Source organism: Shinella oryzae (genome assembly GCF_023038235.1).
GTDB lineage: Bacteria > Pseudomonadota > Alphaproteobacteria > Rhizobiales > Rhizobiaceae > Shinella > Shinella sumterensis.
Genome location: NZ_CP081988.1, coordinates 739,985 through 763,934, shown reverse-complemented (window position 1 = coordinate 763,934; position 23,950 = coordinate 739,985). Strand labels below are relative to the sequence as shown.

At 60.9% G+C, this 23,950-nt stretch carries 25 protein-coding genes; 16 read left to right on the top strand and 9 right to left on the bottom strand.

What is annotated here, in order from left to right:
• Nucleotides 1-40: 40 nt before the first annotated feature.
• Nucleotides 41-574 (bottom strand): DUF4142 domain-containing protein, encoded by a 534-nt coding sequence (locus K6301_RS19710; protein ID WP_247222246.1) that lies wholly within the window; start codon nt 572-574, stop codon nt 41-43.
• A gap of 305 nt (nt 575-879) precedes the next feature.
• On the opposite strand from K6301_RS19710, the gene K6301_RS19705 reads away from it, so the two are divergent.
• Entirely contained in the window at nt 880-1,131 is a 252-nt protein-coding gene (locus tag K6301_RS19705; RefSeq protein WP_134646443.1) for a glycine zipper domain-containing protein, read from the top strand.
• A 218-nt stretch (nt 1,132-1,349) separates the two neighbouring features.
• Nucleotides 1,350-1,481, top strand: coding sequence for a hypothetical protein (locus K6301_RS25035; RefSeq protein WP_281505906.1), 132 nt, complete (start codon nt 1,350-1,352; stop codon nt 1,479-1,481).
• A gap of 173 nt (nt 1,482-1,654) precedes the next feature.
• Here K6301_RS25035 and K6301_RS19700 read toward each other — a convergent pair whose 3' ends face one another.
• From K6301_RS19700 to K6301_RS19690, 3 genes are all read right to left on the bottom strand, one after another.
• On the bottom strand, nt 1,655-2,176 hold the full coding sequence (locus K6301_RS19700) for a sigma-70 family RNA polymerase sigma factor (RefSeq protein ID WP_247222244.1): 522 nt from the start codon (nt 2,174-2,176) through the stop codon (nt 1,655-1,657).
• Between the two features lie 99 nt (nt 2,177-2,275).
• Complete coding sequence (locus tag K6301_RS19695) at nt 2,276-2,671, bottom strand: DUF4142 domain-containing protein (protein ID WP_247222243.1); 396 nt, start codon at nt 2,669-2,671, stop codon at nt 2,276-2,278.
• A 133-nt stretch (nt 2,672-2,804) separates the two neighbouring features.
• Nucleotides 2,805-3,044, bottom strand: a complete 240-nt coding sequence (locus tag K6301_RS19690) for a DUF982 domain-containing protein (RefSeq protein ID WP_247222242.1) — start codon at nt 3,042-3,044, stop codon at nt 2,805-2,807.
• 323 nt (nt 3,045-3,367) lie between these two features.
• Here K6301_RS19690 and K6301_RS19685 point away from each other — a divergent pair, with 323 nt between their 5' ends.
• Entirely contained in the window at nt 3,368-4,627 is a 1,260-nt protein-coding gene (locus tag K6301_RS19685; protein ID WP_247222241.1) for a diguanylate cyclase domain-containing protein, read from the top strand.
• A 153-nt stretch (nt 4,628-4,780) separates the two neighbouring features.
• On the opposite strand, the gene K6301_RS19680 is transcribed toward K6301_RS19685, so the two are convergent.
• Nucleotides 4,781-5,044 (bottom strand): DUF6894 family protein, encoded by a 264-nt coding sequence (locus K6301_RS19680; RefSeq protein WP_134646447.1) that lies wholly within the window; start codon nt 5,042-5,044, stop codon nt 4,781-4,783.
• 116 nt (nt 5,045-5,160) lie between these two features.
• Nucleotides 5,161-5,349, bottom strand: coding sequence for a KGG domain-containing protein (locus K6301_RS19675; protein WP_134646449.1), 189 nt, complete (start codon nt 5,347-5,349; stop codon nt 5,161-5,163).
• Between the two features lie 226 nt (nt 5,350-5,575).
• Between K6301_RS19675 and paoA the strand changes: the two genes are divergently transcribed.
• Genes paoA through paoC form a run of 3 tightly spaced genes read left to right on the top strand, consistent with a single transcriptional unit; the run spans nt 5,576 to nt 9,270 of the window.
• Nucleotides 5,576-6,121, top strand: a complete 546-nt coding sequence (gene paoA / locus K6301_RS19670; RefSeq protein WP_425475433.1) for an aldehyde dehydrogenase iron-sulfur subunit PaoA — start codon at nt 5,576-5,578, stop codon at nt 6,119-6,121.
• Nucleotides 6,118-7,068: an FAD binding domain-containing protein gene (locus tag K6301_RS19665; RefSeq protein WP_247222239.1), complete on the top strand. Its 951-nt coding sequence runs from the start codon at nt 6,118-6,120 to the stop codon at nt 7,066-7,068. Before paoA ends, K6301_RS19665 begins: the two co-directional genes overlap by 4 nt.
• A gap of 3 nt (nt 7,069-7,071) precedes the next feature.
• Nucleotides 7,072-9,270 carry an aldehyde oxidoreductase molybdenum-binding subunit PaoC gene (paoC, locus tag K6301_RS19660; protein WP_247222238.1) on the top strand — a complete coding sequence of 733 codons (2,199 nt, stop codon included), beginning with the start codon at nt 7,072-7,074 and terminating at the stop codon, nt 9,268-9,270.
• 100 nt (nt 9,271-9,370) lie between these two features.
• Here the strand turns inward: paoC and K6301_RS19655 are convergent, their stop codons facing one another.
• Both K6301_RS19655 and K6301_RS19650 read right to left on the bottom strand, forming a co-directional pair.
• Nucleotides 9,371-10,255, bottom strand: coding sequence for a sugar phosphate isomerase/epimerase family protein (locus K6301_RS19655; RefSeq protein ID WP_343298960.1), 885 nt, complete (start codon nt 10,253-10,255; stop codon nt 9,371-9,373).
• A gap of 21 nt (nt 10,256-10,276) precedes the next feature.
• Complete coding sequence (locus K6301_RS19650) at nt 10,277-11,224, bottom strand: Gfo/Idh/MocA family protein (protein ID WP_247222237.1); 948 nt, start codon at nt 11,222-11,224, stop codon at nt 10,277-10,279.
• Nucleotides 11,225-11,384: 160 nt separating this feature from the next.
• On the opposite strand from K6301_RS19650, the gene K6301_RS19645 reads away from it, so the two are divergent.
• Nucleotides 11,385-12,212: a helix-turn-helix domain-containing protein gene (locus tag K6301_RS19645; RefSeq protein WP_134646457.1), complete on the top strand. Its 828-nt coding sequence runs from the start codon at nt 11,385-11,387 to the stop codon at nt 12,210-12,212.
• 12 nt (nt 12,213-12,224) lie between these two features.
• On the opposite strand, the gene K6301_RS19640 is transcribed toward K6301_RS19645, so the two are convergent.
• Nucleotides 12,225-12,914 carry a hypothetical protein gene (locus K6301_RS19640; RefSeq protein WP_247222236.1) on the bottom strand — a complete coding sequence of 230 codons (690 nt, stop codon included), beginning with the start codon at nt 12,912-12,914 and terminating at the stop codon, nt 12,225-12,227.
• 89 nt (nt 12,915-13,003) lie between these two features.
• Between K6301_RS19640 and K6301_RS19635 the strand changes: the two genes are divergently transcribed.
• The 9 genes from K6301_RS19635 to K6301_RS19595 all read left to right on the top strand — a co-directional run bounded on the left by K6301_RS19635 (nt 13,004) and on the right by K6301_RS19595 (nt 23,926).
• Nucleotides 13,004-13,249: a hypothetical protein gene (locus tag K6301_RS19635; RefSeq protein WP_247222235.1), complete on the top strand. Its 246-nt coding sequence runs from the start codon at nt 13,004-13,006 to the stop codon at nt 13,247-13,249.
• 32 nt (nt 13,250-13,281) lie between these two features.
• Nucleotides 13,282-15,084 (top strand): thiamine pyrophosphate-binding protein, encoded by a 1,803-nt coding sequence (locus K6301_RS19630; RefSeq protein ID WP_247222234.1) that lies wholly within the window; start codon nt 13,282-13,284, stop codon nt 15,082-15,084.
• Nucleotides 15,085-15,178: 94 nt separating this feature from the next.
• A complete protein-coding gene (gene hisD / locus K6301_RS19625; RefSeq protein ID WP_247222233.1) occupies nt 15,179-16,498 on the top strand; it encodes a histidinol dehydrogenase in 1,320 nt (439 codons plus the stop codon).
• 73 nt (nt 16,499-16,571) lie between these two features.
• A complete protein-coding gene (locus K6301_RS19620) occupies nt 16,572-17,822 on the top strand; it encodes an ABC transporter substrate-binding protein (protein ID WP_247222232.1) in 1,251 nt (416 codons plus the stop codon).
• A gap of 81 nt (nt 17,823-17,903) precedes the next feature.
• Nucleotides 17,904-18,800, top strand: a complete 897-nt coding sequence (locus K6301_RS19615) for a carbohydrate ABC transporter permease (protein ID WP_247222230.1) — start codon at nt 17,904-17,906, stop codon at nt 18,798-18,800.
• The gene (locus K6301_RS19610; RefSeq protein WP_247222228.1) at nt 18,790-19,668 is read left to right on the top strand and encodes a carbohydrate ABC transporter permease; all 879 of its coding nucleotides are present in this window, start codon (nt 18,790-18,792) and stop codon (nt 19,666-19,668) included. The genes K6301_RS19615 and K6301_RS19610 overlap by 11 nt, the downstream gene beginning before the upstream one ends.
• A gap of 4 nt (nt 19,669-19,672) precedes the next feature.
• Complete coding sequence (locus K6301_RS19605; protein ID WP_247222227.1) at nt 19,673-20,767, top strand: ABC transporter ATP-binding protein; 1,095 nt, start codon at nt 19,673-19,675, stop codon at nt 20,765-20,767.
• Nucleotides 20,768-20,777: 10 nt separating this feature from the next.
• The gene (locus K6301_RS19600; RefSeq protein WP_247222226.1) at nt 20,778-22,280 is read left to right on the top strand and encodes a GMC oxidoreductase; all 1,503 of its coding nucleotides are present in this window, start codon (nt 20,778-20,780) and stop codon (nt 22,278-22,280) included.
• A 14-nt stretch (nt 22,281-22,294) separates the two neighbouring features.
• Nucleotides 22,295-23,926, top strand: a complete 1,632-nt coding sequence (locus K6301_RS19595; protein WP_247222447.1) for a GMC family oxidoreductase — start codon at nt 22,295-22,297, stop codon at nt 23,924-23,926.
• The last annotated feature ends 24 nt before the right edge of the window (nt 23,927-23,950 follow it).

Sequence of the window (23,950 nt, the reverse complement as noted above, 5' to 3'; positions counted from 1 at the left end):
GCGTTAGGGCCTTGCCATAACCGATTTTATGTCGCTGACGTTATTGTTTCTCTTCGAGATCCTCGGCCATTTTCAAGTGGTGCTCCAAGGCGGGAACCGTCTTGGCAGCCCAGGCTTTCAAATCCGGGTTATCACCTTCCGAGCCGTAGCGCTTGAAAAGATCGACAGCGTCTTCATGCGCGTCTTCCTGTTCATCCTGGTAGGCTTCATCGAAGTCGTTTCCGGAAAGGCCTCTGAGTTCCTCCAGCGATTTCGTTTGGGCGTCGGACATGGCGGTCGCAGGCACGGCCTTCACTTTGCCGCCGTCGAGCAGGGCTTTTAATTCGCTTGTCGTCTTTTGGTGCGCGTCGATCATTTGCTGAGCGAAGGCCTTGGTGGCATCTCCGCCCTTCTGAAGCGCGAGTTTGCTCGATTCGATCTCGAACATGTCGCTCATCGAAGCCTCCTTCACGAAGTCCTCGGTCGTGGGCGGGATGCCCAGCGTGGAATTCACACCCGTGGTTTCTGCCGTCGACTGCGCGAAGGCGGCGGTGGAAATCGTAAGCAGAGTGAATGTCGCCAGAATTTTTTTCATCGGTGATCTCCTTTAAACCGTCCGAACCTGGACAAGCGTCGTTTGTTCCCGTGGGGTTTCGGCGGAACGAATTGCCGGCAGGCCGGTTGGATGCCGGCATTCCTTCGCTTCATTTCAGGTGAACAGAAGGCTGTATTGCGGGATCGCGCACCCGGACCGAACGAAACGCCGACAGCGACGGGTCGGGCCGACTTTATTGGCGCTCTTTTGTTCCCGTCTTTCGAAAAATTGTGACGCGGCCCACGCCGTTGTGGAACCTGAGCGTCTTGCGGGGGTTAGGCTGATGTCTAAACATGGAGGTGACAATGAAGAAGATGATCCTTATCGCCTGCATCGGCCTGTCGCTCGGTGCCTGCACTGCCACCGAACGCGGTGCCGGTGTCGGTGCTGCAACTGGAGCCGTCGTGGGCGGGGTCGCAACCGGTAACGTCCGTGGTGCGGCTGTGGGTGCAGCCGTCGGCGGTGTCGCAGGCGCGCTGATCGGCAACGTCCAGGATCAGCCCGGCCAGTGCTACTACCGCGACCGCTACGGCCGCCGCTATATCGATCGTTGCTGAGGCAAGCCAAATCCAACGACTGCCGGCCCGGCGAGGTATATTCGTCGGCCGGGCTGGCTGGTTTGGTGACTTGATCGTCAGCGATGAAATCGGAGGATTTCTTTTCTTTCAGCGAGGGGCTGTCAGCCCGGCAGCACGCCGTTTCTTCGCGATCACGCCGGTGCAACAGGGAACGTTCCGCCTTCATGGTGGTTAGGTACCTAAAAAGAAGGGCCGGCATGCGTACATTCCTCGCCGTGATTCTCGTGGTTCTGGTCATTGGAGCCATCGCCGCCATCGCCCTCATGAAGGGCGGAAGCGATAACGCGACGCAGCAACCATCGCCCCATGCCATTGATCAAGGAGAATGAAGTGATGGTGCAGGCGTGCTTCATCCGAACACCAATCATCGACTTCGACAGTGGACCTGCGAGCGGATGACATCCCGTCAAGTCAGTCTGCGAAGTTCCGCGTCATGGACGCCCGCCATTCTCGGGACCGCCTCTCCGAATTTATCAAAAGCCCAAGAAGTGCGACGACGAAATCATCTGAGAGGGTTGCCGCCCATTTCCTGCGCAAGTGCTTCGCGCGCCCGATTGAGGCGGCTTTTGACCGTTCCGACTGCACAATCCGTTACGCAAGCGGCTTCTTCATAACTGAAACCGAAGCCTGCCACCATGATGAGAATTTGCTGCTGGTCTTCGCTTAATCGGCAAAGGGCGGCCTTCACCTCGCTTTCGGCGATCGACCATTCTTGCCCGGCGGCCGTGACAAGCTGGAGAGACACGCAGTCCGTTGCGCCAGGACTTTCTCGGACGCGCTTGCGATATTGCGTGCAGTAGGTGTTGCGCATGATGGTGAAGAGCCAGGATTTGAGGCTCGTTCCGGCTCGAAAGCTCTCCAGGCTGCGCAAGGCGCGAACGAGTGTCTCCTGAACGAGATCGTCTCCGTCCGTTGGATTAACCGTGAACGTGCGCGCGAATGCACGCAGCGCAGGAATGAGGCTTGCAACCTGTTCCTTGATCGTATCAGGGTTGGCATCCGGCAGGCGTCGGGAGAGGGCCATTGGTTCGATCTTTGCTGGGGTTTAAAAACGAACAGCGCAACGCCGGAGCAGAGGTTGCGATCATGAGCGATCATTTCTTCTATTAAAATCATTGCAGCATCAGTCTTCACCGTCCGTGACCACATTCCGCGCAGATGTAGAATTGACCCTTGTTTCCATCATGTGCATTTCTGGATAGAGTTTTTCTGCAAAGGCGCGGATCTCGCCGGCCTCTCCCGTCTTGATGAAGTCCTGGTAAAGTCCGCCGACCGCGGCATACGCCCTGACCTGCGCCGACACGTAGGCGGCACCGAAATCGGATGCGGGTGCGTCTTTCAGTGCCGAAAGCTTTTGCTTCGACCCGGCCCTTGCCCCGCTCGAAACGGACGCGGAAGCCGCGGGTACGCCCATGACGAGCGAGCAGATCGAGACCGCTCGCAGTACACAGCGAGACGGGAAGCGTCCTGACGTTTCGGGTGATGAAGGCTCTGCAATGCGACCGATCTTCCAAGCCAACCATTCGCCTCAGTCTCGGTTTCCTGTCGTGGCGATCACTCTTGGACTGTGCGGGACGGCAATTTTCATTGCCGCCATCGCTGTCGGGCTACGCTTTTTCTGAGCACACGTCTGTAGTCAATCCCTTGCGCATTCAGTGAAGATAAAGACCCACCTCTTTCGCCGCCTCGAGGAACTCATGTCGCGCATCTTCCGCGTCTATCCGCCCCTCGACTGCGGCCTTACAGGCGATTCCGGCCCGCACAAATCGCGGTCCGGTGCGTCGTGGCCAGTGTTCTGCAAGGTGGATCAAGGCCTGGAAAGGCCCTTCGACACGACGGCTTCCGAAGCCGATTTGAATCTTGATAGGCTGGCTCCACGCTTTGATTGGCATTTCACGACCTCCTCGGTTTTCGTGCGCAAACCAATAAAAATCGGGAATGTTCCTCGACAAAAACGATAAATCCAAGCAAATTTCGCGTCCGCGCGAGGGGGAATTGCGCGATATTGGACCGAGATGGCCTCGTAGGCACTCCAAATCGGAAATCCACGGGGCACTGCCAGCAATCCAAGCTCGCGGCTGGTGAAATGGAACCGGGACGCGGTAGCTGCGCGTTAACGAACGTCGCAGCAAGTGCATGCGTTACAGGATTTCGCGCTTGTCCTTCCCCAGGCGCGATACATCTATTCTGGTGATGTTTGTTCTTCGGAGGAAAGATGGCAGCGGAACCCCATATCACCGATGATCCCCGGACCCGTCTGGCGCTTTTCGACTTTGCGTTCGAAAACGCTCCGATCGGGATCGCCCTGGTGGATCTTGAGGGGCGGATTATCCGCAGCAATGCTGCATTCGCCAAGCTGTTAGGTCTTCCTGTCGCAGAAATACTCGGGATGCACTTTAAGGAGTTCACCCATCCTGATGACATCGAGGCGGATCTCATTCTGTTCAAACAGGTGCTGCAGGGAAGGCGGGACGGCTATACGATCGAAAAGCGATACGTTCGGCCGTTCGGCGACATTGTTCACGTCCTCATTCATATCGCGGCCATGCGCGACGTCCACGGCAAGGTCGTGCGCTTCATATCGCAAATCGAAGACATCACCCGCCATAAGGAGCATGAGCGACAGCTTGCCGAGCGTGCGGCGCAACTTGAACTGGCGCTCGAAGCCATCCGTGGCGGCTTCTGGCAAATGGACATTCTCACCGGAAAATTCGAGACATCGGACCGGCTGGCTCAGTTTATCGGCGGTCCAACCGCTGCACGGCTTGATCTTGAGTGCTACGTCAACAGGGTGAATGTGAACGATGGCGCTCAGGCGGACCTCACGCCACTGATCGCGGGAGAACTCGATCAGAATGTCGCTGAATATCGTCTCGATACCATCCATGGCGAACGCTGGATGCGCTGCGACAGGAGGCTGCTGCGTGACAGCGAAGGCAGGCCGGTCAAGATCGTTGGAATGGCGATCGACTTCACGGAGGAGCGGCGAAGGATCGAGATGCTGGAGGAGACGGCGCGCACGGACGCGCTGACCGGGCTCTTGAATCGCCGTGGCCTTTCGATCGCATTCTCTACTCTACAGTCGGCTGACGGCTTCGTCGTTCTTGCGCTCGACCTGGATGGCTTCAAGAAGGTGAATGACGTTCATGGCCATGCCATGGGAGATATCGTCCTGCAAACCGCCGCAACCCGCCTCACCTCCGCTGTCAGAGAAAACGATCTCGTCGCGCGGATCGGTGGGGATGAGTTCGTCGTGGTTATCGCCGGAAGCCGCGCGACAGGGGAGGCCGCGGCCAAACGCATCATGGAGCGTATGAGGGAGCCTATCCCTATCGGCGGTAACATCGCCGACGTTCGCACGAGCATTGGCGGCACGTGGAGCTCTTCCAAGCGCGATATAAGCGAGCTGATCAACGAGGCGGACGCGTTGCTCTATGATGCGAAAGCGGCCGGTAAAGACGCCATGCGGTTCTAGAGCATTTCCAGCCGAAGCGAAGTCGCTTCGGCGTCGGATAATGCGGTAAAAACAGGAATCTATAGCATTTCCGGTGAACCGGAGTTCACCGGAAATGCTATAGTCCGCGTCGACTGCCGTGTCGGACAGACATAATTCTCCGGCTGAAATCGACTACGGCGAATGCGATGGCAAAGTCGACTGGCCGTGCGGGAGGGTCTCCATCAGGAGACGCAATGTGAGCAAGGGCCTGAAGTCCTCATCCTGCAACTCGACTGAAATGCTGTCGACCGGTTCTTTGGGCAGTCCGTCGAGGGCCATTTCCGCCAAGAGGGTTTTCGCTTGCTCCGTCGCGTCCGCGACGGATTCAAATTCGAAGGCCCTGTCCGGGAGGAGTACGCCTTCCTGGTCTTGAATCTTGAAATAGAACCTGGCCACCTAATCCTCCGTTATGCGGTTCGGCCCTCAACGATTAAAAAGGGGCAACGTTCCCGAGGGAAAATGGGCTTTCGCCTGCCACATCCGTGGCAGGCTCCGTCCCATCTTTGGGCTGTTTAGTGTTTTCCGCCCTTGCGTCCGGCTTCGGACGCTTTCTCGCGATCGTTCGCGAAATTGCCCTTGCCGCCGCGTTCACCGCCGCTCTGGTCGCGACTTCCGGCAGCCTGACGTTTTTGATCATCGTTCTTGTGGCTCTGCTGACCAGCCTTTACGTGCTGTTCATGAGTTCCGCCTTGGTTCGGCATTATGCTTCTCCTTGGGTTTAGAAAGGCAGGCGTTCATTCGCCTGCGCCAAGTCAACCACGATCTGCGTCCGTCGTTCCCTGATGAAATATTTCGTGATTGGCGGTAGCGATCGGGCCACGAGTCTAAGGGCGGCGACGCAGTTGCATATCGCGGCGATGGAACTTTTTCAGCGGAATCCGTTTCTCTTAAATCCGCCCACGACTGACAAGGACAGCAGTCGGTCACATCAAAGCGCAAGCTCTGGAAGAAAAAATGGATTTCACCTCGACGGTTTCCCTTAAGGTCAACGGCCAGCCCTACCAACTCACGCTGGACAATCGCACCACGCTGCTCGACGCCTTGCGCGAGCATTTGCACCTCACCGGAACGAAGAAGGGTTGCGATCATGGCCAGTGCGGCGCCTGTACGGTTATCGCCGATGGTCGCCGCATCAATTCTTGCCTGTCGCTGGCGCTGATGCACGAGGGCGACGAGATCACCACCATCGAAGGGCTGGGCCAGCCGGAAAACATGCATGCAATGCAGTCTGCCTTCGTTCGACATGATGGCTTTCAGTGCGGCTACTGTACGCCCGGGCAGATCTGTTCCTCCGTGGCGGTTCTTCAGGAAATCGCCGCCGGGATCCCCAGCCACGTCACCGAGGATTTGACGGGCGCGATCGCGCTTACGCCGGAAGAAGTTCGCGAGCGGATGAGCGGCAATATCTGTCGATGCGGTGCCTATTCCAACATTCTCGACGCCATATTTGAGGTTGCGGAGGGCACGCCATGAGAGCCTTTACCTATGAGCGGGCCACGTCCGTCCAGGAAGCGGCCAATCTGGTGGCCGCTTATCCAGATGCAAAGTTCATTGCCGGAGGTACCAATCTCCTGGACCTGATGAAGCTGGAAATCGAAAGGCCGGCGCGATTGATCGATGTCAACGGTCTGGGACTTGACCGGATCGAAGCCACACCTGAAGGCGGTTTGCGCATCGGCGCGCTGGTCCGCAACACCGACCTTGCGGCGCATGACACGGTTCGGCGCGATTACGGCTTGCTGTCCCGTGCGCTGCTGGCAGGGGCATCCGGACAATTGCGCAACCGAGCCACCACGGCGGGAAACCTGCTTCAGCGCACGCGTTGCCCGTATTTTTACGACACCAACCAGCCCTGTAACAAGCGCAACCCCGGCAGCGGCTGTGCCGCGATCGATGGTTTTAGCCGCCAGCATGCCGTAGTGGGCGTGAGCGACGCCTGTATCGCCACCCATCCGAGCGACATGGCAATCGCCATGCGCGCGCTCGACGCGACCATCGAAACCGTGAAGGGCGATGGCACCAGGCGCACGATACCCATCGCCGATTTTTACCGCCTGCCCGGCGAGACGCCACATATCGAAACCGTCCTCGAGCACGGCGAGATCATCACCGCGGTGGTTCTGCCGCCGCCGGTCGGCGGAAGGCATATCTACCGGAAGGTGCGTGACCGCGCCTCCTATGCCTTCGCGCTCGTTTCAATCGGCGCGGTGGTCCAGTCCGACGGCACGGGCCGCATCGCTGTCGGCGGCGTGGCGCACAAGCCATGGCGTTCGGAAGATGCCGAGGCGGAGCTTGCGAACGGTCCGGATCGTGCCGCTGCGGTCCTGATGGCCGATGCCCGTCCGACAGAACAGAACCGTTTCAAGGTCGATCTGGTCGAGCGCATGGTCGCTGCGATCTTCACGGAAGCGAGGGGGTAAGACATGCAGTTCGACAAGCCAGCGACCACAAATCCCATTGATCGGCTCAACGTTGTTGGACGACCTGTTCCGCGCGTCGACGGTGAGCTGAAGACGACCGGCAACGCCCGCTATGCCTATGAATGGCATGATCCACAGATGGATTATGCCTACGGCCACCCTGTCGGCGCCGCCATCGCCAAGGGCCGTATACGATCGATCGATACGGAGGCCGCAAAAAAGGCGCCGGGTGTGCTGGCTGTGGTGACGACACTCGACGTCGGCGAGCGCAAGAAGGGCGAGTACAACACCGCGACGGTGTTCGGCGGCGACAAGATCCAGCATTACCACCAGGCCGTGGCCGTCGTCGTGGCGCGCTCTTTCGAGGAGGCCCGCGCCGCAGGCGCTCTCGTCAAGGTCGAGTACGCGCCTGAGGACGGCGCCTACGATCTCGAAGAGGCAATGGATGGTGCGGTGAAACCTGACGATTCGGACGAGCCCGATACCGCCGTCGGTGATTTCGAGCGGGCCTTCACCGATGCGCCGGTGACGCTCGACGCCGTTTACAGGACGCCCGACCAGTCACATGCCATGATGGAACCGCACGCCTCCATCGCCGCCTGGAAATACGACGATCTCACGATCTGGACATCCAGCCAGATGATCGATTGGTGGCGCAGCGATCTCGCGACCACGTTGGGCATCGATAAGGAACGGGTTCATCTGATGTCGCCCTTCATTGGCGGCGGCTTCGGCGGCAAGCTCTTCCTGCGTGCGGATGCCGTTCTGGCGGCCTTCGCCGCCAAGGCGGCCGGACGACCCGTCAAAGTGGCGTTGCCGAGGCCGCTGGTGGCCAACAACACCACCCACCGTCCGGCGACTGTCCAGCGCATACGCATCGGCGCGGAACGTGATGGCCGGATTACGGCGATCGGCCATCAAAGCTGGTCCGGCGACCTTCCCGGCGGCCAGCCGGAGCTCGCCGTCAACCAGACGCGTCTCCTTTATGCCGGGGCAAACCGCAAGACGGCGATGCGGCTCGCCACACTCGACCTGCCGGAAGGCAATTCCATGCGCGCGCCGGGCGAAGCGCCGGGCATGATGGCGCTTGAAATCGCCATCGACGAAATGGCGGAAAAGCTGCAAATGGATCCCGTCGAGTTCCGTATTCTCAACGATACGCAGGTCGATCCCGAAAAGCCGGAGCGCCCCTTTTCGCATCGCAACCTGATCGGGTGTCTCCGGCTGGGTGCGGAGCGTTTTGGTTGGCAGAAGCGCGGCGCGCCCGCAACGCGGCGGGAGGACGGCGTCCTCGTCGGCGTCGGCGTCGCCGCTGCTTTCCGCAACAATCTTCTGATGCCTTCTGGTGCGCGCGTTCGCCTCGATGGCGACGGCATGATCACGGTTGAAACCGACATGACCGATATCGGCACGGGCAGTTACACGATCATCGCCCAGACGGCGGCGGAAATGATGGGGGTCGATATCGACCGGGTGACGGTGCGTCTTGGCGATTCGCGGTTTCCCGTTTCGTCCGGTTCCGGCGGTCAGTTCGGCGGAAACTCGTCGACATCGGGCGTCTACGCCGCCTGTGTGAAGTTGCGCGCGGCGGTCGCCGCCAGGCTCGGCTTCAACACGCAGGATGTTGTTTTCGAAGGTGGCCAGGTCCGCTCCGGCGACCGGGCGGTGCCGCTCTCCCAGGCAGCCGGTGCGGACGGGCTGATCGGCGAAGACACGATGACATGGGGGGATCTCGACAAAACCCACCAGCAATCCACCTTCGGCGCGCATTTTGTCGAAGTCGGGGTCGATATCGTTACCGGCGAGACGCGTATCCGCCGAATGCTGGCCGTCTGTGCGGCGGGCCGTATCCTCAACCCGCTCACCGCACGCAGCCAGGTCGTCGGGGCCATGACGATGGGCGCGGGGGCGGCCCTGTCCGAAGAACTGGTGGTCGATACGCGCCGCGGCTTCTTCGTCAATCACGATCTCGCCGGTTACGAGGTGCCTGTTCACGCGGATATCCCGCATCAGGACGTGATCTTCATGGATGAAACCGATCCGTTCTCATCGCCGATGAAAGCGAAGGGCGTGGGAGAACTGGGCCTTTGCGGTGTCGCAGCAGCCATCGCCAATGCGATCTACAATGCCACCGGTGTCCGGGTGAGGGACTATCCGATCACGCTCGACAAGCTGATCGGCGGGTTGCCCGAGGTCGCGTAGGGTGAGCATGATGAAAGACTGTCCGGGTTTGATATCGTCCTTGCCTTTCTGCGGGGCGCATCAAGCACGCCACGCTGGGACCGAGGGAGCGATTGCTTTATCACTCGAATATCAGTTTCTCCATCAACGCCTTGAGCTCCCTGGCGACATCGAAGCTGTTCTCCTGGTGTTGACGCCGGCAAAACAGTTCGCAGCTCCACCAGCCTTCGTAGCCCGTCGATTTTACCGCATCGACCCAGCTTTGGAGGTCGAGAACGCCCGCGCCGGTGGGCACATCCCGCAGCACTGCCTCGTTGGGTACACCGCCGCTATAGGCAAGGGAATCACAAAGATGCACGCCGTAGATCAGGTCCTTGTCGAGGCGAGCGACACGCTCCGGACTGTCGCCCGACGTATAAGCGTGCCAAAAGTCGATCACGAGGCGCACATTGTCCCGTTTGCACAGATCGAGAATCCGCATTTGCGCATCCAGGCTATTCAGAGGGGTCCAGGAAAGAGATTCGAGGTAGACTATAAGCCCATAGGTCGCCGCTATATCGGCGACCGCCCGGAGATTAGACGCCGTGCGTTCAAGTTGCTCCGTTTCCGGCAGGTCGATCAGGCCCCGGTACAGATCGGGGTAGCGTTTTTTGGCATCGGCTTCAAAAACCCTGATATCCAGCGGCCCGGTGATCGCTTCGATCCCCCTGGCGCCGGCGGCGCTGGCGAGCACACACAAGGCTTCCGCCTCCTGCAGCATTTGCTTTCGAGCCTCTCCCTGCCGTTCGAGATCGATCAGGAAGCCGATACCGGGAAGGAAGAGGCCGTCAAGCCGGGCTTTGAGCGCCTGTTCGTCGTGACCGGCGTCGAGATAGGCGGAGATCTTGGCGCCGGACGTCTCCAGTCCGTCGAAGCCAACGCTTTTGGCGATCTCGATGTCGATCGCCAGCGAATTCGGTTTCGACGCCATGGAATGAAAAACGAGTTGGTTGTGGGATCTGATCACGGTCGGGCTCCGATGGTCCGTTTACTGGCTGACGACAACCGGCCGCCGTTTCTGCGCGGCCTGAACGGCTTCTGCGACCTGAAGGGCGATCACATTGTCTTCGCCGAGCGAAAGCCAGATCCCGCCATTTTTTTGCGGAAGGGCCAGAAAAGCCTCCAGTGTCGACATGTGCTGGTCTCTGTCCCGCACGGGAATCAATTCGTTTCGGCCGTTCAGGCGCCGCACGAGGGTTCCTGACCCCTTTCCGCTGAGCGTCCCATGGGCAACGAGCGTCCCGCGATCGCCTGCAAGCATCACGACGCTTTCGAATTCCGCTGCCGTGAAACTCTCATACGCCTGCAGGATCGCGCCGCCGGACATCTCGATTGCATAGGCGCGTTGATCCGCGGCGATGAGCGCAGATGCGGCAACTGCTTCCTGCCCGGTCAGAAACCGGGCGAGATCGATGTCCTCCAAAGTGATGTCGAGCAGGGCCTGTTCGTGATCGACGACGTCGTCGATATGTCGGTTCGGTGGAGGGTGAAATGGCGCACCACGCGCGATCAGCAGGGATTGCAAGGTGCCGATTTCGCCCTCTTGCAGCAGGCGGCGCATCGTCTGGTGCGGCGACAGGGCACGAAGCGGCTGGTTGATCGCGAGGATCACGCCGGCCTTCGCGCAGGCATCGGTCAGCTCTGCGGCGACGCGGCTGCCGCCTGCGATCGGGCCGTCGCACAAGAGATGCTTGCCCTCCGCGGCGGCAGCCAGGATGTAATGTTTTCGTCGGCTCCTGGCCGCGCTGACATAGGCGAAGCCGACACGTTTATCGCGCAGGGCTTCGCGTGCGTCGATGGTGATGCCGGGTATTTCCATGTCCTGCGAAAAATGCGCGGCATATCTTTCGTTACGGCTGACGACCCAAAGCGGCTGGTGGCCTGCCGCGCGGATCGCCGCAACCATGTGCTCCGTTGCAATCGTGCCTGTGCCCATGACGGACCAGCCGGTGGCTTGCGTAGGGTGCACTAAAATCCTCCTCTTATCGCCTTGAGATTGATCCGGGACGTCTTGCGGCACAACTTCGCAGATGATTGATTCCTTTAGCGATATGACGTATTTTGAGCGTCATAATGCGTCACTTTGAGGGGCCGGAATGGATCATCTGGGTAGAGACGGTAATGCTTTCGCGGCAAATCTCAGGACACTCTGCGGGCAGCACGGCTCCGTCGCTGCGGTCTGCCGCAAGATCAATGTCAACCGGCAGCAATTCAACAAGTACCTCTCCGGCGCCCATGTCCCATCGGCAGCCAACCTTCGGATCATCGCAAACTATTTCGGGCTCAGCGTGCCGATGCTGTTTGCCGATCCCGACGAATTCCGCACCCTTGTGGAAGGCAATTTCTTCCACGCCATGGCGACGGCCCGTCAGATGCCCGAATTCACGCGTTTCGTTTCCGACATGATCGTGGAGAACAACAGGGCGGATCACGACGACATCGTCGGTGTCTACGATCGCTACCAGTTCTCCTCGATCTACAAGGGCTTCGTGTTGCGCTCTGCCTTCTGCATCTACCGCAACAACGAGTTCCTCCAGCACTATTACGTCGAGCGCTTCCCGAGCTTCGATAATCCGAAGAAGACGGAGTACGTCTTCAAATATTACGGTTTCTGCTTTCCCGTCGCCGACCGTTTGTTCACAGCCGACTTCGAGGGCATCCAGTCCAACGAGCTGACGTTCGGCGTCTATGCTCAGGTCAAGCGCAATGCCAAGCGGTTCATGTTCGGCATCTCCAGCGGCATCGCGGCGACCGTCTTTCGCCAGCCATATTCCACGAAGGTGGCCTTGCACTATCGCGGCCCGGGTCTGCTGGGTCGCGATCAGCTCAAGGACCTGACAGTTCTCGATCGCAACGACCCGGCCATTCCCCGCGAGGCCCTGCAATATCTCGGCGATGGCTCGGACATGATCCAGATGAGCTGACGTCCCGCCACCCTAGGGATGGAGTTCGACCGCAAGCCAGACGCTGTCGGTATCCGCATAATAGCGGTGCCAGGGATAGGTCCATTGATTTTCGCCTGTCACCCGGCAGAACGGGTCGTGCGAATAGCCGATCGGCATGACGACGTCCTCGTAGATCTCAGCGGCATCCCGTGTCTTGAACTTCTGCATGCGGCCCGAGCCATGGATCTGCGTATGGGTTTCCAGGAACGGGTGCTCGTTGTGGATGAAACAATCCGTATCGCCCGGCGACCACCAGAGATTGAGCTTCAATGTGAAGGTTTGCGGCGCCTCGGTGTTCGCACGTTCATTGGTAAAGACCCGCGGATCGAGTGTCACTGTGCCGATCGTATCCTGCGCCGAGATGTAAAGCGGCGTATCGCGCGGAAAGCTGCGGATACGATTTCCCAGCCAATCCCAGCCCCGGAACATGCAGCCGCCCAGATTGGTCGGGTTGACGACCTTGATGACGGCGGCTCGCTCGGCTGAAAGGATGCGCCCGCCCTTCAGCCAGGTGGATTTCCAGGCCGGGACGATGGCGGGGTGTTCATCGCCCGTCACCATGGGGGAGGGGCTGATATTGACGACGATCGCGTCGGCCACATCGTAGTCGACCACATTTTCCACAAGCGTCGCCGTGATGAACGCGTCCGCGAAAGCCAGGTCTCTGCTCAGGTTCTGCACTGCAATGCCTCTCGTCTCTTTCTGTGCCGTAAACAAGCCACACCGGATGGCGTCAAAGAAGTTCGCGGCGCAACTTATTTCTTCGCATCATGACGCGAAATCCGCTTCAGCTTGCGAAGAGTCAGCAGCCGCCCGCCTGCCGGCTGCTGGCGTTCTTCCGTGGCGGCATGACGCGACATCCGGTCGATATCAGCCAGTCGAATTATGCAAAGCTGCGCTCAATGTGCGTCACCTTGCGTCAGCGTTTCGATTGCTGCGAACTTGCGATGCGTCACGCTCCGCCGAAGAATGCGGCTCTCATCGGAAGACGCCCCGAGCTGCTGATCTTCCTGTAAGCACCTTAACGATATTTCAGAGGGTCGATCACATGAAACTGACAGGTGGCCAAGTCGTCGCGAAGGCTTTGAAGGAATACGGCGTCGAATATGTCGCGGGCGTGCCGGGCCATGGCATCTGGTCGCTGTTCGACGCGTTCCTGCAGGAGGGATCGGAAATACCCTTCATCCAGGTCATGCATGAGCAGAGCGCGGTTCACATGGCCGATGGCTACTATCGCGCTTCGGGCAAGCCGATGGCGTGCTCGACCTCTGTCGGCCCAGGTGCTGCAAACACCATAATCGGCCTTGCAACTGCCTATTGCGACTCGACCTCGCTCTTTTACGTTTCCGGTTCGCCCCAGACCTACATGCACGGCCACGGCACCATGCAGGAACTGGAGCGCCAGCAGGACAACGCCTTTCCGCGCATCACCGAACAGGTGACGAAGCGCGCCTGGCAAGCCAATTCGGTGCAGGTCCTCCCAAGCATTATGCACCGTGCCTTCAGCGAATTGCTGACAGGCCGACCGGGTCCGGTCCATGTCGAAGTCCCGATGGACGTGCAGGTCGAAGCGGCGGATGTGACCATCCATCCGCTTGGCAAGCGCCTGCCGGTCGGCGTCGCATATCCGGATCCCAAGGCCGTCGAAGCAGCGTTGAAGGTTCTTCTTTCCGCCGAACGCCCGGTTATCGTCGCCGGCGGCGGCGCGATCACGGCAAACGCCTCGGCCGAGCTGACGCGTCTTGCCGAAAAGCTCGGTGCGGCCGTCTCGATCACCTGGAACGGCAAGGGCGCGATTTCCGAAGACCATGCGCTGTTCATCGGCGCAGTCGGGCAGACGGGCACGACCTGCGGCAACAAGATCACCGCGTCCGCCGACGTGGTCGTTTCCGTCGGCTGCCGATTCACCGATTGGTCGGCGTCCTCCTATGCCAAGGGCGTCTCGTTCTCGATCCCCTCGGCCAAGCTCATTCACATCGACCTTGATCCGCGTGAGATCGGCAAGAACTACGAGACGGAAGTCGGCATCGTCGCAGATGCGAAGGCGACGCTGGAGGCGATCCTGTCGCTGATCTCGGACGCGGATGCGCAGAAAATGCAGGCACGTCGCGAACCGTTCCTCGCCGACGTACAGAAGGCCAAGGCCGAGTGGCGCACCCTGGTCGAGCCGCGCGAAAACAGCCGTGAGACGCCTTTCACCTCGCAGCGTCCGCTCGTGGCGTTGCGCAAGGTGCTCGACCGCGACGGTATCGTCGTCGTCGGCTCGGGCAACACCCAGGGTTCCGTCAAGCAGAGCTTCCCGGTCTACGAGCCGCGTACCCATATTACGTCCGGCTCCTATTCGCCGATGGGCTGGGCGGTTCCGGCGGCACTCGGCGCCAAGCTCGCCTGCCCGGACCGTCAGGTCGTTTCAATCGTGGGCGACGGCGATTTCATGATGTCGTTGCCGGAAATGGGAACGGCGGTCATGAACGGCATCAACGTCGTCTTCCTCGTCCTGAACAACCAGGGCTACATGTCGATCCGCGGCGGCATGCGCAAGTTCATGGGCCGTCACATCGCCTCCGAATTCAACCATCACGCGGGCAATGGCGCCCCCTATTCGGCGGATATCGCGGCCTCTGCCCGGGCGTTTGGTCTGCCGGCCTGGAAGGTCGAAAAGGACGAGGATCTCGAAAGTAGCCTGAAGGCGGCGCTCGAATGCGGCGGCCCCGCGCTTGTAGAGGTCATCGTCTCGCGAGACGCGGCCGGCCCCTTCGCAACCGGTTGGTGGGATTTCCCGTCGCCGGCCTACTACGAGAAGGAACAGGCGGCCTACGCAGAGATGCGCGCCCGCGAGCAGCACCTCTGATTGTTTGAGCGGGGAGGCGACAGCCTCCCTGCAACCCTCCCAAGACCATTGATGACGCGGCGCCACCGGTGGCCGCGAACGAAGAGACTTTGTCATGATTTGGCACATCAAAACGGCCACGGCCACCATCGAAGACGGCGGCACCGACAGCGCGGTCACCAAGGCAGTCGAAGCCCTTCTGGCAAAGGTCAGGGACGGTGGCGACAAGGCGGTTCGGGAGCTCTCCGTCCGGTTCGACAAGTTCGACCGGGACTCCTATCGCCTGACCAATCAGGAAATCACAGCCTGCATCGATGCGCTGACGATCCGCGAACGCGAAGACCTCGATTTCGCCCAGGAGCAGATCCGACGCTTCGCGGAGGCGCAAAAGGCGGCGCTGAAGGATATCGAAATCGAGACCCTGCCCGGCGTCGTGCTGGGGCACAAGAACGTGCCGATCCAGAATGTCGGCTGCTATGTTCCGGGCGGCAAATATCCGCTGCTCGCCTCCGCCCACATGACCGTGCTGACGGCGAGGGTTGCCGGCTGCGAACGCGTCATCACCTGCGCGCCGCCATTCCAGGGAAAGATCGCGGAGAAGATTGTCGCCGCGCAGGCGCTTGCCGGCGCCGACGAGATTTATTGCCTCGGCGGCGTGCAGGCGATTGCTGCCATGGCGTACGGCACCGAGACGATCGAGCCCGTCGATATGCTGGCCGGCCCCGGTAACGCCTATGTGGCGGAAGCCAAGCGTCTGCTTTTCGGCCGCGTCGGCATCGACCTTTTCGCCGGCCCGACGGAAACGCTTGTAATCGCTGATGACAGCGTTGATGGAGAGCTCGTGGCAACGGACCTGCTCGGTCAGGCCGAGCACGGCGTCAACTCTCCGGCGGTGCTCATCACCAATTCGGAAAAGCTGGCGCGCGACACGCTCGCGCAGATCGAGCGGCTGTTGAAAATCCTGCCGACAGCGGCCGTTGCCGGCAAGGCCTGGGAAGACTTCGGAGAGATCATCCTTTGCGACACGTTCGAAGAGATGCTGTCGGAAGCCGACCGCGTCGCCTCCGAGCATGTCCAGGTCATGACCCGCGATCCTGACTATTTCCTCGACAACATGCGCAACTACGGTGCGCTGTTCCTTGGCGCACGCACCAATGTCGCCTTCGGCGACAAGGTGATCGGCACCAATCACACGCTGCCGACCAACAAGGCGGCCCGCTACACCGGCGGCCTGTGGGTCGGAAAATTCCTGAAGACCTGCACCTACCAGAAGATCCTGACCGACGAGGCTTCCGCCATGATCGGAGCCTACGGCTCGCGGCTTTGCCTCATGGAAGGTTTCGCCGGCCATGCCGAGCAGGCCAACATTCGCGTCCGCCGCTATGGCGGCCGCAACGTGCCTTATGCGGCGGCGGTCGAACCGGCCGACGCATAGTCCATGCGGCAGGTGCCGGGAGTTCGCACCTGCCATCCACGTTCAACCACCAGAGCAAATACAGGGGAACATAATGAAACTGATTACGCTTCTTGCCGCCTCGATCTCGCTTCTTCCGGTCGCTGCAATGGCCGAGAGCAAGGGAACTGTGGAAGGCATCCATCACTGGGTTTCCGAAAGCGAAGTCAACGCGTTGAAAGTGATTACCGACAAGCTCGCTTCGAAGGGTTACACCTGGCAGGACAGCGCCGTCGGCGGCCTTTCCGGTGCGAACGCCTTGCAGGCGCTCAGGACGCGCCTTGCCGCGGGCAATCCGCCGACAACCATGCAGTTCCTCGGCTACGAAGGCCTGGACTGGGCGAAGGAAGGCGTCCTGCGCTCCCTCAACGATCTCTATGCCAAGAACGGCTGGGACAAGGCGTTGGCGCCGCAGCTGCTCGCCTTCGTCAAGAGCGACGACACCTTCATCTCGCTGCCGATCAACATGCATCGCCAGAACTGGGTCTGGGCCAACAAGGCCGTTTTCGACAAGGCGGGCATTGCCGAACCGAAGAGCTGGGACGAACTGATCGCCGCCGGTGACAAGCTCAAGGCAGCCGGCGTCGTGCCGCTGGCCATCGGCGACGAACCCTGGCAGATCCTCGAAGTCTTCGAAGCGATCGTGACCGATGTGAATGGCACGGAGTTCTACAAGAAGGCGGTAATCGATCTCGATGAAGCCGCTCTTTCCAGCGACCAGATGGTCGACGCCTTCGATAAGCTGCGCAAGGTGCGCGGTCTCGTCGACGACGGTTTCACCGGCCGCGACTGGGCGGTGGCGACGGGTATGGTCGCAAGCGGCAAGGCCGGCATGCAGATCATGGGCGACTGGGCCAAGGGTGAGTTCCTGGCCAAGGGCATGAAGCCCGGCGAAGATTTCCTGTGCTTCCCGACGCCGGCCGCAACCGCGAACTTCAAGTTCATCATCGACGCCTTCGGTGTGTTCAATAACGACGATCCGGCCGTCATCGCCGCGCAGGATGCCTGGGCGGAATCGATCATGGACCCGGAGGTCCAGAAGAACTTCAACAAGATCAAGGGCTCAATTCCGGCCCGGTCGGATGTCTCGGTCGAGGATTTCGACGCCTGCGCCAAGCGCAGCTTCGCCGATCGTGAAGCGGCGGTTGCCAGCGGCAACATGGTTGGCGGCCTGACGGAGGGCTTCGCAGCCCCTCCGCAGTTCTCCGGCGTGTTCAGCGACGTCGTGGGTAAGTTCTTCGTCACCGACATGTCCTCGAAGGACGCCGTCCAGGCTTTGGTCGACGGTATCAACAACGCGCGCTGATCGCTCGTTCCGAAATGCCCGCCGGACAATTCCGGCGGGCATTTCGGGCATGAATATTATGAAAACGGTGGGATGACTGTCATGCGCAGTACACTTTCGCTGAAGGATAGATTCTCGCGATGGCTGCCGCGGCTGGTCCTGTCGCCAAGCCTCGTCGCCATCATCGTCGGCGTCTATCTCTTCATTGCCTGGACAGGCTGGATTTCCCTGTCGTCGTCGAAAATGGTTCCGAAATACGACTTTGTCGGACTGGAGCAATATATTCGCCTGTGGTCGACGCCACGCTGGGAAACGGCGGTCGCCAATCTCTTCGTGTTCACCGTGCTGTTCCTGGCGATCACGATCGCGATCGGCCTTCTGATCGCCATCCTGCTCGATCAGCAGATCCGCGCCGAGGGGTTTTTGCGCGCCGTCTATCTCTACCCGATGGCGCTGTCCTTCATCGTGACGGGAACGGCCTGGAAGTGGATCCTCAACCCGGATCTCGGCATAGAGAAGGTCGTCAACGATCTCGGCTGGACCGGTTTCGTCTTCGACTGGATCACTCGGCCGGAATACGCCATCTACTGCGTCGTCATTGCCGCTGTCTGGCAATCGACCGGCTTTGCCATGGCCATCTTCCTTGCCGGCCTGCGCGGCATCGACACGTCGATCATCAAGGCCGCACAGATCGAAGGCGCGAGCCTGCCGCGCATCTATCTCAACATCATCGTGCCGATGCTGCGCCCGGCCTTCCTCAGCGTCATCGTCCTCTTGAGCTACATCTCGATCAAGAGCTTCGATCTTGTGCTGGCGCTGACCGGCGGCGGCCCCGGCAATGCGACGGAGATGCCGTCCACGTTCATGTTCTCCGCCACCTTCCGGCGCAACCAGATGGGTGTCGGGGCTGCAAGCGCCATGATGATGCTCATGACGGTCGCCGCCATCATCATTCCCTATCTCTATTCGGAGCTGAAGGAGGCGCGCAATGAGCACTGAGGCTCGCTCCGCGCGCCGCGCGCATCAGTTCGGCCGCCTTTTCATCTACGGATCGCTGATCGCGCTCGCCATCTTCTATCTGATGCCGCTCTGGGTGATGATCGTCACCTCGCTTAAGTCGCTCGACGAAATCTATTCAGGCTCCTTTATCGGCTTGCCGCAGGCGATCACTTTCGAGGCGTGGGAGAAGGCTTGGGGGCAGGCCTGTATCGGTACGGCCTGCGATGGCCTGCGCCCCTATTTCGTCAACTCGCTGCTGATGGTCATTCCGGCGGTTGCGCTGTCCACCGCGATCGGCGCGATCAACGGCTATATCCTGACGAAATGGCGCTTCCCCGGGGCGAACTTCGTCTTCGGCCTGATGCTGTTCGGCTGTTTCCTGCCGTTTCAGGCCGTCATCCTGCCGATGGCCCAGCTTCTGGGCAGCCTGCGTCTGTCGGGCACGATCCCCGGTCTCGTGCTGGTGCACACGGTTTACGGCGTCAGCTTCACCACGCTGTTCTTCCGCAACTACTTCATTACCATTCCCGATGAACTGACGCGGGCGGCGCAGATCGACGGGGCAGGGTTCTTCCGCATCTTCTTCTCCGTCATGCTGCCGACGGCCCTGCCCATCATCGTCGTGTCGTGCATCTGGCAGTTTACCCAGATCTGGAACGACTTCCTGTTCGGCGTGTCCTTCACGGCCGGCCAGTCCTCCCCGATCACCGTTGCGCTCAACAACATCGTCAACGTCACGATGGGCCGCAAGCAGTACAATGTCGACATGGCCGCCGCCATGATCGCCGCCATCCCAACCTTGGTCGTCTACATCGTCGCGGGCCGCTATTTCGTCCGCGGGCTGACGGCCGGCGCCGTGAAAGGCTGAGCCCATGTCCACTCTTGAAATCGATCGCGTCCGCAAGGCCTACGGCAATCTGGAGGTTCTGAAGGAGGTCTCTATCTCCATCGGAACCGGGGACTTTCTCGTGCTGCTCGGGCCTTCCGGCTGCGGCAAGTCCACGCTGCTCAATATGATCGCCGGACTGGAGACGGTCACCGGCGGCGAGATCCGTATCGCCGGCAGGACCGTCAACGACCTGTCGCCGAAAGATCGAGACATCGCCATGGTGTTCCAGTCCTACGCGCTCTACCCGACCATGACCGTGCGGCAGAACATCGAATTCGGCATGAAGATCCGCAAGGTCGCGCAGGCCGACCGCGACAAGGCCGTGAAAACAGCCTCCGATCTGCTGCAGATCACCCATCTGCTCGATCGCAAACCGTCGCAGCTCTCCGGCGGCCAGCGCCAGCGCGTCGCCATGGGGCGCGCCATCGTGCGCGAGCCGAAGCTCTTCCTGTTCGACGAACCCCTGTCGAACCTCGATGCCAAGCTGCGCGTCGACATGCGCACCGAAATCAAGCGCCTGCATGCGCGTCTCGGTACGACGATCGTCTATGTCACGCATGACCAGATCGAAGCGATGACGCTCGCCACCCGCGTCGCCGTGATGAAGGACGGCGTGGTGCAGCAGCTCGACGAGCCGCAGGCTGTCTATGACCGTCCGGCCAACGTCTATGTCGCGCGTTTCGTCGGCTCGCCCGCCATGAATATCGTGCCGGCCCTATTGGAAGCCGACGGCACGGCGGTGATCGAGATCGCGCGCCGGCCGGCGGCGCGCGTCGGCGGGATCGCGCTTTCGGCGGATGCCTTGCATCGCTATGCCGGAAAGAGGGTGCTGGTTGGCATCCGTCCGGAGAATTTCTCCATTGCTCCAACCGGCAGTACCGCTCCCTCGATGACCATCGATTTCGACGTCGTCGAGCCGACCGGGCCGGATACGCTGGCCGTCTTCCAGCTTGGCGGCGTGGAAGTGACCGCCCGTCTCCCGCCACGGCAGGCCCATGCGGGTCGCGAAGCCGCGCTGGCGGTCGATACCTCGAAGATCGTGCTGTTCGACAGTGAAACCGAAACGCGCATCGACTGAAAGACCTTTCATGACCGAGACGGCAGACATCGTCATCATCGGCTCCGGTATCGGCGGAGCCTCCTTGGCCTACAGCCTTGCGCCCTCGGGCCTCAGGATCGTCATTCTCGAACGGGGAGGGCACCTGACGGACAGTCCGGAGGCGCGCGACGATGTCGCCATCTTCCAGAAGGGCTTTTACCGGTCGTCCGAGGAGTGGCTGGGGACGGACGGTGAGAGCTTCCTGCCCGGCAACTACTACTATGTCGGCGGCAATTCGAAGTTCTTCGGTGCCGTCATGTACCGTTACCGCCGAGAGGATTTTTCCCCGCGCCGTCATATGGACGGTGCATCGCCGGGCTGGCCGCTCACCTATGATGATCTGTCGCCGTGGTATGATGCTGCCGAGGCGATCTTCAAGGTGCGCGGCTCCGCCTCCGGCGACCCGACGGAGCCGGCGCACGAAAAGCCTTACGATTATCCGCCGGTTCCCGACGAACCGGCCATGGCCGCGGTCCGCCGCAGGCTTGAAAAGGCGGGGGTTCATCCCGCGTCCCTGCCCCTGTCGATCGATATCGAGGCTTGGCTGAAGCGGGCCAAGACCGGCTGGGACGCCTTTCCGAACACCGGAATAGGCAAAATCGATGCGGAGGTCGGCCCGCTCGCCGGCGCGCTTGCGCATCCGAATGTCAGCCTCGTCACCGATGCCAGCGTCAGCCGCCTCGAGACCGATCCGAGCGGGCGTCGTGTCGTTGCCGCCGTCTATGTGAAGGACGGCGTCGAGCATCGTATTTCGGCGGATCGCTTTGCCGTGGCGGCCGGTGCCGTTCAGACCGCGGCGCTCCTTCTGCGCTCGGCCGGCAAGGCGCATCTGTCAGGCCTCGCCAATGGCTCCGACCAGCTCGGCCGTAATTTCATGAACCACAACACGACGGCGATGCTGACTATCGATCCCTTCGCCGCCAACAGCTGCGTTTATCAGAAGACCATTGCCTTCAATGATTTCTATAACGAAGACAACGAGTACGGCTTTCCTCTCGGGAATGTGCAGCTTCTTGGCCACATCACCGGCAACATCCTCAAGGCCAATCTGCCGATGCCGGCGCCGGCATGGTTTGCGCGGCTCATGGCGCGCTACGCCTATGGCTGGTTCCTGACGAGCGAGGATCTGCCCAATCCTGAAAGCCGGGTCATGGTTCGCGATGGGCGGATCGTCATGCACTGGATCCGATCGAACATGCGCGCGCATGAGGCGCTCATTCGCAAGACCCGAGCAGTGATGCGCAAAGCCGGCTTCCCGATCGTGCTGACGCATACCTTCGGCCGCAAGACGACGTCGCATCAATGCGGTACCGCGCGGATGGGGGACGATCCGGAGAGCTCGGTCGTCGATGTGAACTGCCGCAGCCACGATGTGGAGAACCTCTACATCACGGATGCCTCGGTGTTGCCCACGTCGGCTGCCGTCAACCCGGCGCTGACCATCGCTGCACTCGCCATCAGGGCCGGCGCTGCCATCACGGGTGCGAAATGATGACCATTCGGAACATGGGATCGATACGCGACGGTAGTTCTTCCCGCCGGTCGGGAGAACTCCATGCATTCGACTACATCGTCGTCGGCGGCGGTTCGACGGGCTGCGTCGTCGCTGCGCGGCTGTCGGAGGACCCGGATACGCGTGTTCTCCTGATCGAGGAGGGGCCGCGCGACCTCAGTCCCTATATCCACATTCCCGGCGCCTACTACAAAACGGCGCAGGGCGATCTGCTGAAGCGCATTCCCTGGGAGCCGATGCCCGAGCAGGAACGGACGGAGGCGCCGACCATGGTGCAGGCGCGTGTGCTGGGCGGCGGCAGCTCGGTCAACGCGATGATCTACATCCGTGGCGTGCCTGAAGACTACGAGCAGTGGGTGGAGCTTGGTGCGGAGGGATGGGGCTATCGGGATGTGCTGCCGTTCTTCAAGCGTGCCGAGGACAACAACCGCTTCTGCAACGAGGCGCATGGCGTCGGCGGGCCGCTCGGCGTTTCCGATATCGAGTACATCCACCCGCTGACCCGCGCGTGGTTGCAGGCCTGCCAGCAGGCGGGACTGCCATACAATCCGGATTTCAATTCGGGCGACCCGGCCGGTTGCGGCCTCTATCAGATCACGGCGAAGAACGGCCGGCGCAGTTCCGCTGCCGTCGCCTATCTCGGACCGGCCCGCAAACGGCGCAATCTGCGCATCGAGACGGGAACCACTGTCACCCGCCTTATCATCGAGAACGGACGGGCCGTCGGCGTCGAGTGCGTGAAGGGAAGGCGCAGCATCGTCTACCGCGCGGATCAGGAGGTCATCGTCTCGACCGGCGCGATCGCCACGCCGAAGCTTCTGATGCTGTCCGGTATCGGTCCTGCGGAGCAACTTCAAAAGCACGGCATCCAGGTCCACGCCGACCTGCCCGGCGTCGGTCAAAACCTGCAGGACCATATCGAGATTTCCCTCGTCTACCAACTGAACGGACCGCACAGCTACGACAAGTACAAGAAGCTGCACTGGAAGGCTGCTGCCGGCCTGAACTATGCGCTTTTCCGCAACGGACCTGCGGCATCCAACCTCATCGAGGGAGGGGCCTTCTGGTGGGGTGACAAAACACAGTCGACGCCGGACATCCAGTATTTCATGGTCGTTGGCGCCGGCATCGAGGAGGGGGTCGATGCGGTGCCGGGCGGCAATGGCTGCACGGTCAATCTCGGCCAGATCCGGCCGCGGTCGCGCGGTGAGGTGACGCTACTGAGCGCCGATCCGGCGGCGAACCCGCGCGTGGCGCCTCGCTATTTCTCCGAGGCTTACGATCTCGAAGCCATCACCGACGGAACGATGGCGGCGATCGATATCATGGAACAGCCCGCCATCGCGAAATTCGTGGCGGCACGCCACACGCCCGGGCCCTCGCTTCGTACCCGTGACGAAATCCGCGCATTCTGTCTCAAGGACGCGCATGCCGCCCTGCATCCGGCGGGAACCTGCCGGATAGGCCGCGACGACATGGCCGTGGTCGATACAAAGCTTCGTGTGCACGGCGTCGAGCGCCTTCGCATCGCCGATGCGTCCGTCATGCCGACGTTGAATTCCGGAAACCCCAATTCCGTCTGCATCATGATCGGCGAGCGCGCCGCGGATTTCTTGCGGAATTGAACAAAAATAGCGCTGCGTTTTATT

Bases quoted from the DNA above. Each gene is read 5' to 3' on its own strand.
- K6301_RS19710 (WP_247222246.1), bottom strand. From the start codon at position 574: ATGAAAAAAATTCTGGCGACATTCACTCTGCTTACGATTTCCACCGCC.
- K6301_RS19705 (WP_134646443.1), top strand. From the start codon at position 880: ATGAAGAAGATGATCCTTATCGCCTGCATCGGCCTGTCGCTCGGTGCC.
- K6301_RS25035 (WP_281505906.1), top strand. From the start codon at position 1,350: ATGCGTACATTCCTCGCCGTGATTCTCGTGGTTCTGGTCATTGGAGCC.
- K6301_RS19700 (WP_247222244.1), bottom strand. From the start codon at position 2,176: ATGGCCCTCTCCCGACGCCTGCCGGATGCCAACCCTGATACGATCAAG.
- K6301_RS19690 (WP_247222242.1), bottom strand. From the start codon at position 3,044: ATGCCAATCAAAGCGTGGAGCCAGCCTATCAAGATTCAAATCGGCTTC.
- K6301_RS19685 (WP_247222241.1), top strand. From the start codon at position 3,368: ATGGCAGCGGAACCCCATATCACCGATGATCCCCGGACCCGTCTGGCG.
- K6301_RS19675 (WP_134646449.1), bottom strand. From the start codon at position 5,349: ATGCCGAACCAAGGCGGAACTCATGAACAGCACGTAAAGGCTGGTCAG.
- K6301_RS19665 (WP_247222239.1), top strand. From the start codon at position 6,118: ATGAGAGCCTTTACCTATGAGCGGGCCACGTCCGTCCAGGAAGCGGCC.
- paoC (WP_247222238.1), top strand. From the start codon at position 7,072: ATGCAGTTCGACAAGCCAGCGACCACAAATCCCATTGATCGGCTCAAC.
- K6301_RS19650 (WP_247222237.1), bottom strand. From the start codon at position 11,224: ATGGGCACAGGCACGATTGCAACGGAGCACATGGTTGCGGCGATCCGC.
- K6301_RS19645 (WP_134646457.1), top strand. From the start codon at position 11,385: ATGGATCATCTGGGTAGAGACGGTAATGCTTTCGCGGCAAATCTCAGG.
- K6301_RS19635 (WP_247222235.1), top strand. From the start codon at position 13,004: ATGACGCGAAATCCGCTTCAGCTTGCGAAGAGTCAGCAGCCGCCCGCC.
- K6301_RS19630 (WP_247222234.1), top strand. From the start codon at position 13,282: ATGAAACTGACAGGTGGCCAAGTCGTCGCGAAGGCTTTGAAGGAATAC.
- hisD (WP_247222233.1), top strand. From the start codon at position 15,179: ATGATTTGGCACATCAAAACGGCCACGGCCACCATCGAAGACGGCGGC.
- K6301_RS19620 (WP_247222232.1), top strand. From the start codon at position 16,572: ATGAAACTGATTACGCTTCTTGCCGCCTCGATCTCGCTTCTTCCGGTC.
- K6301_RS19615 (WP_247222230.1), top strand. From the start codon at position 17,904: ATGCGCAGTACACTTTCGCTGAAGGATAGATTCTCGCGATGGCTGCCG.
- K6301_RS19610 (WP_247222228.1), top strand. From the start codon at position 18,790: ATGAGCACTGAGGCTCGCTCCGCGCGCCGCGCGCATCAGTTCGGCCGC.
- K6301_RS19605 (WP_247222227.1), top strand. From the start codon at position 19,673: ATGTCCACTCTTGAAATCGATCGCGTCCGCAAGGCCTACGGCAATCTG.
- K6301_RS19600 (WP_247222226.1), top strand. From the start codon at position 20,778: ATGACCGAGACGGCAGACATCGTCATCATCGGCTCCGGTATCGGCGGA.
- K6301_RS19595 (WP_247222447.1), top strand. From the start codon at position 22,295: ATGGGATCGATACGCGACGGTAGTTCTTCCCGCCGGTCGGGAGAACTC.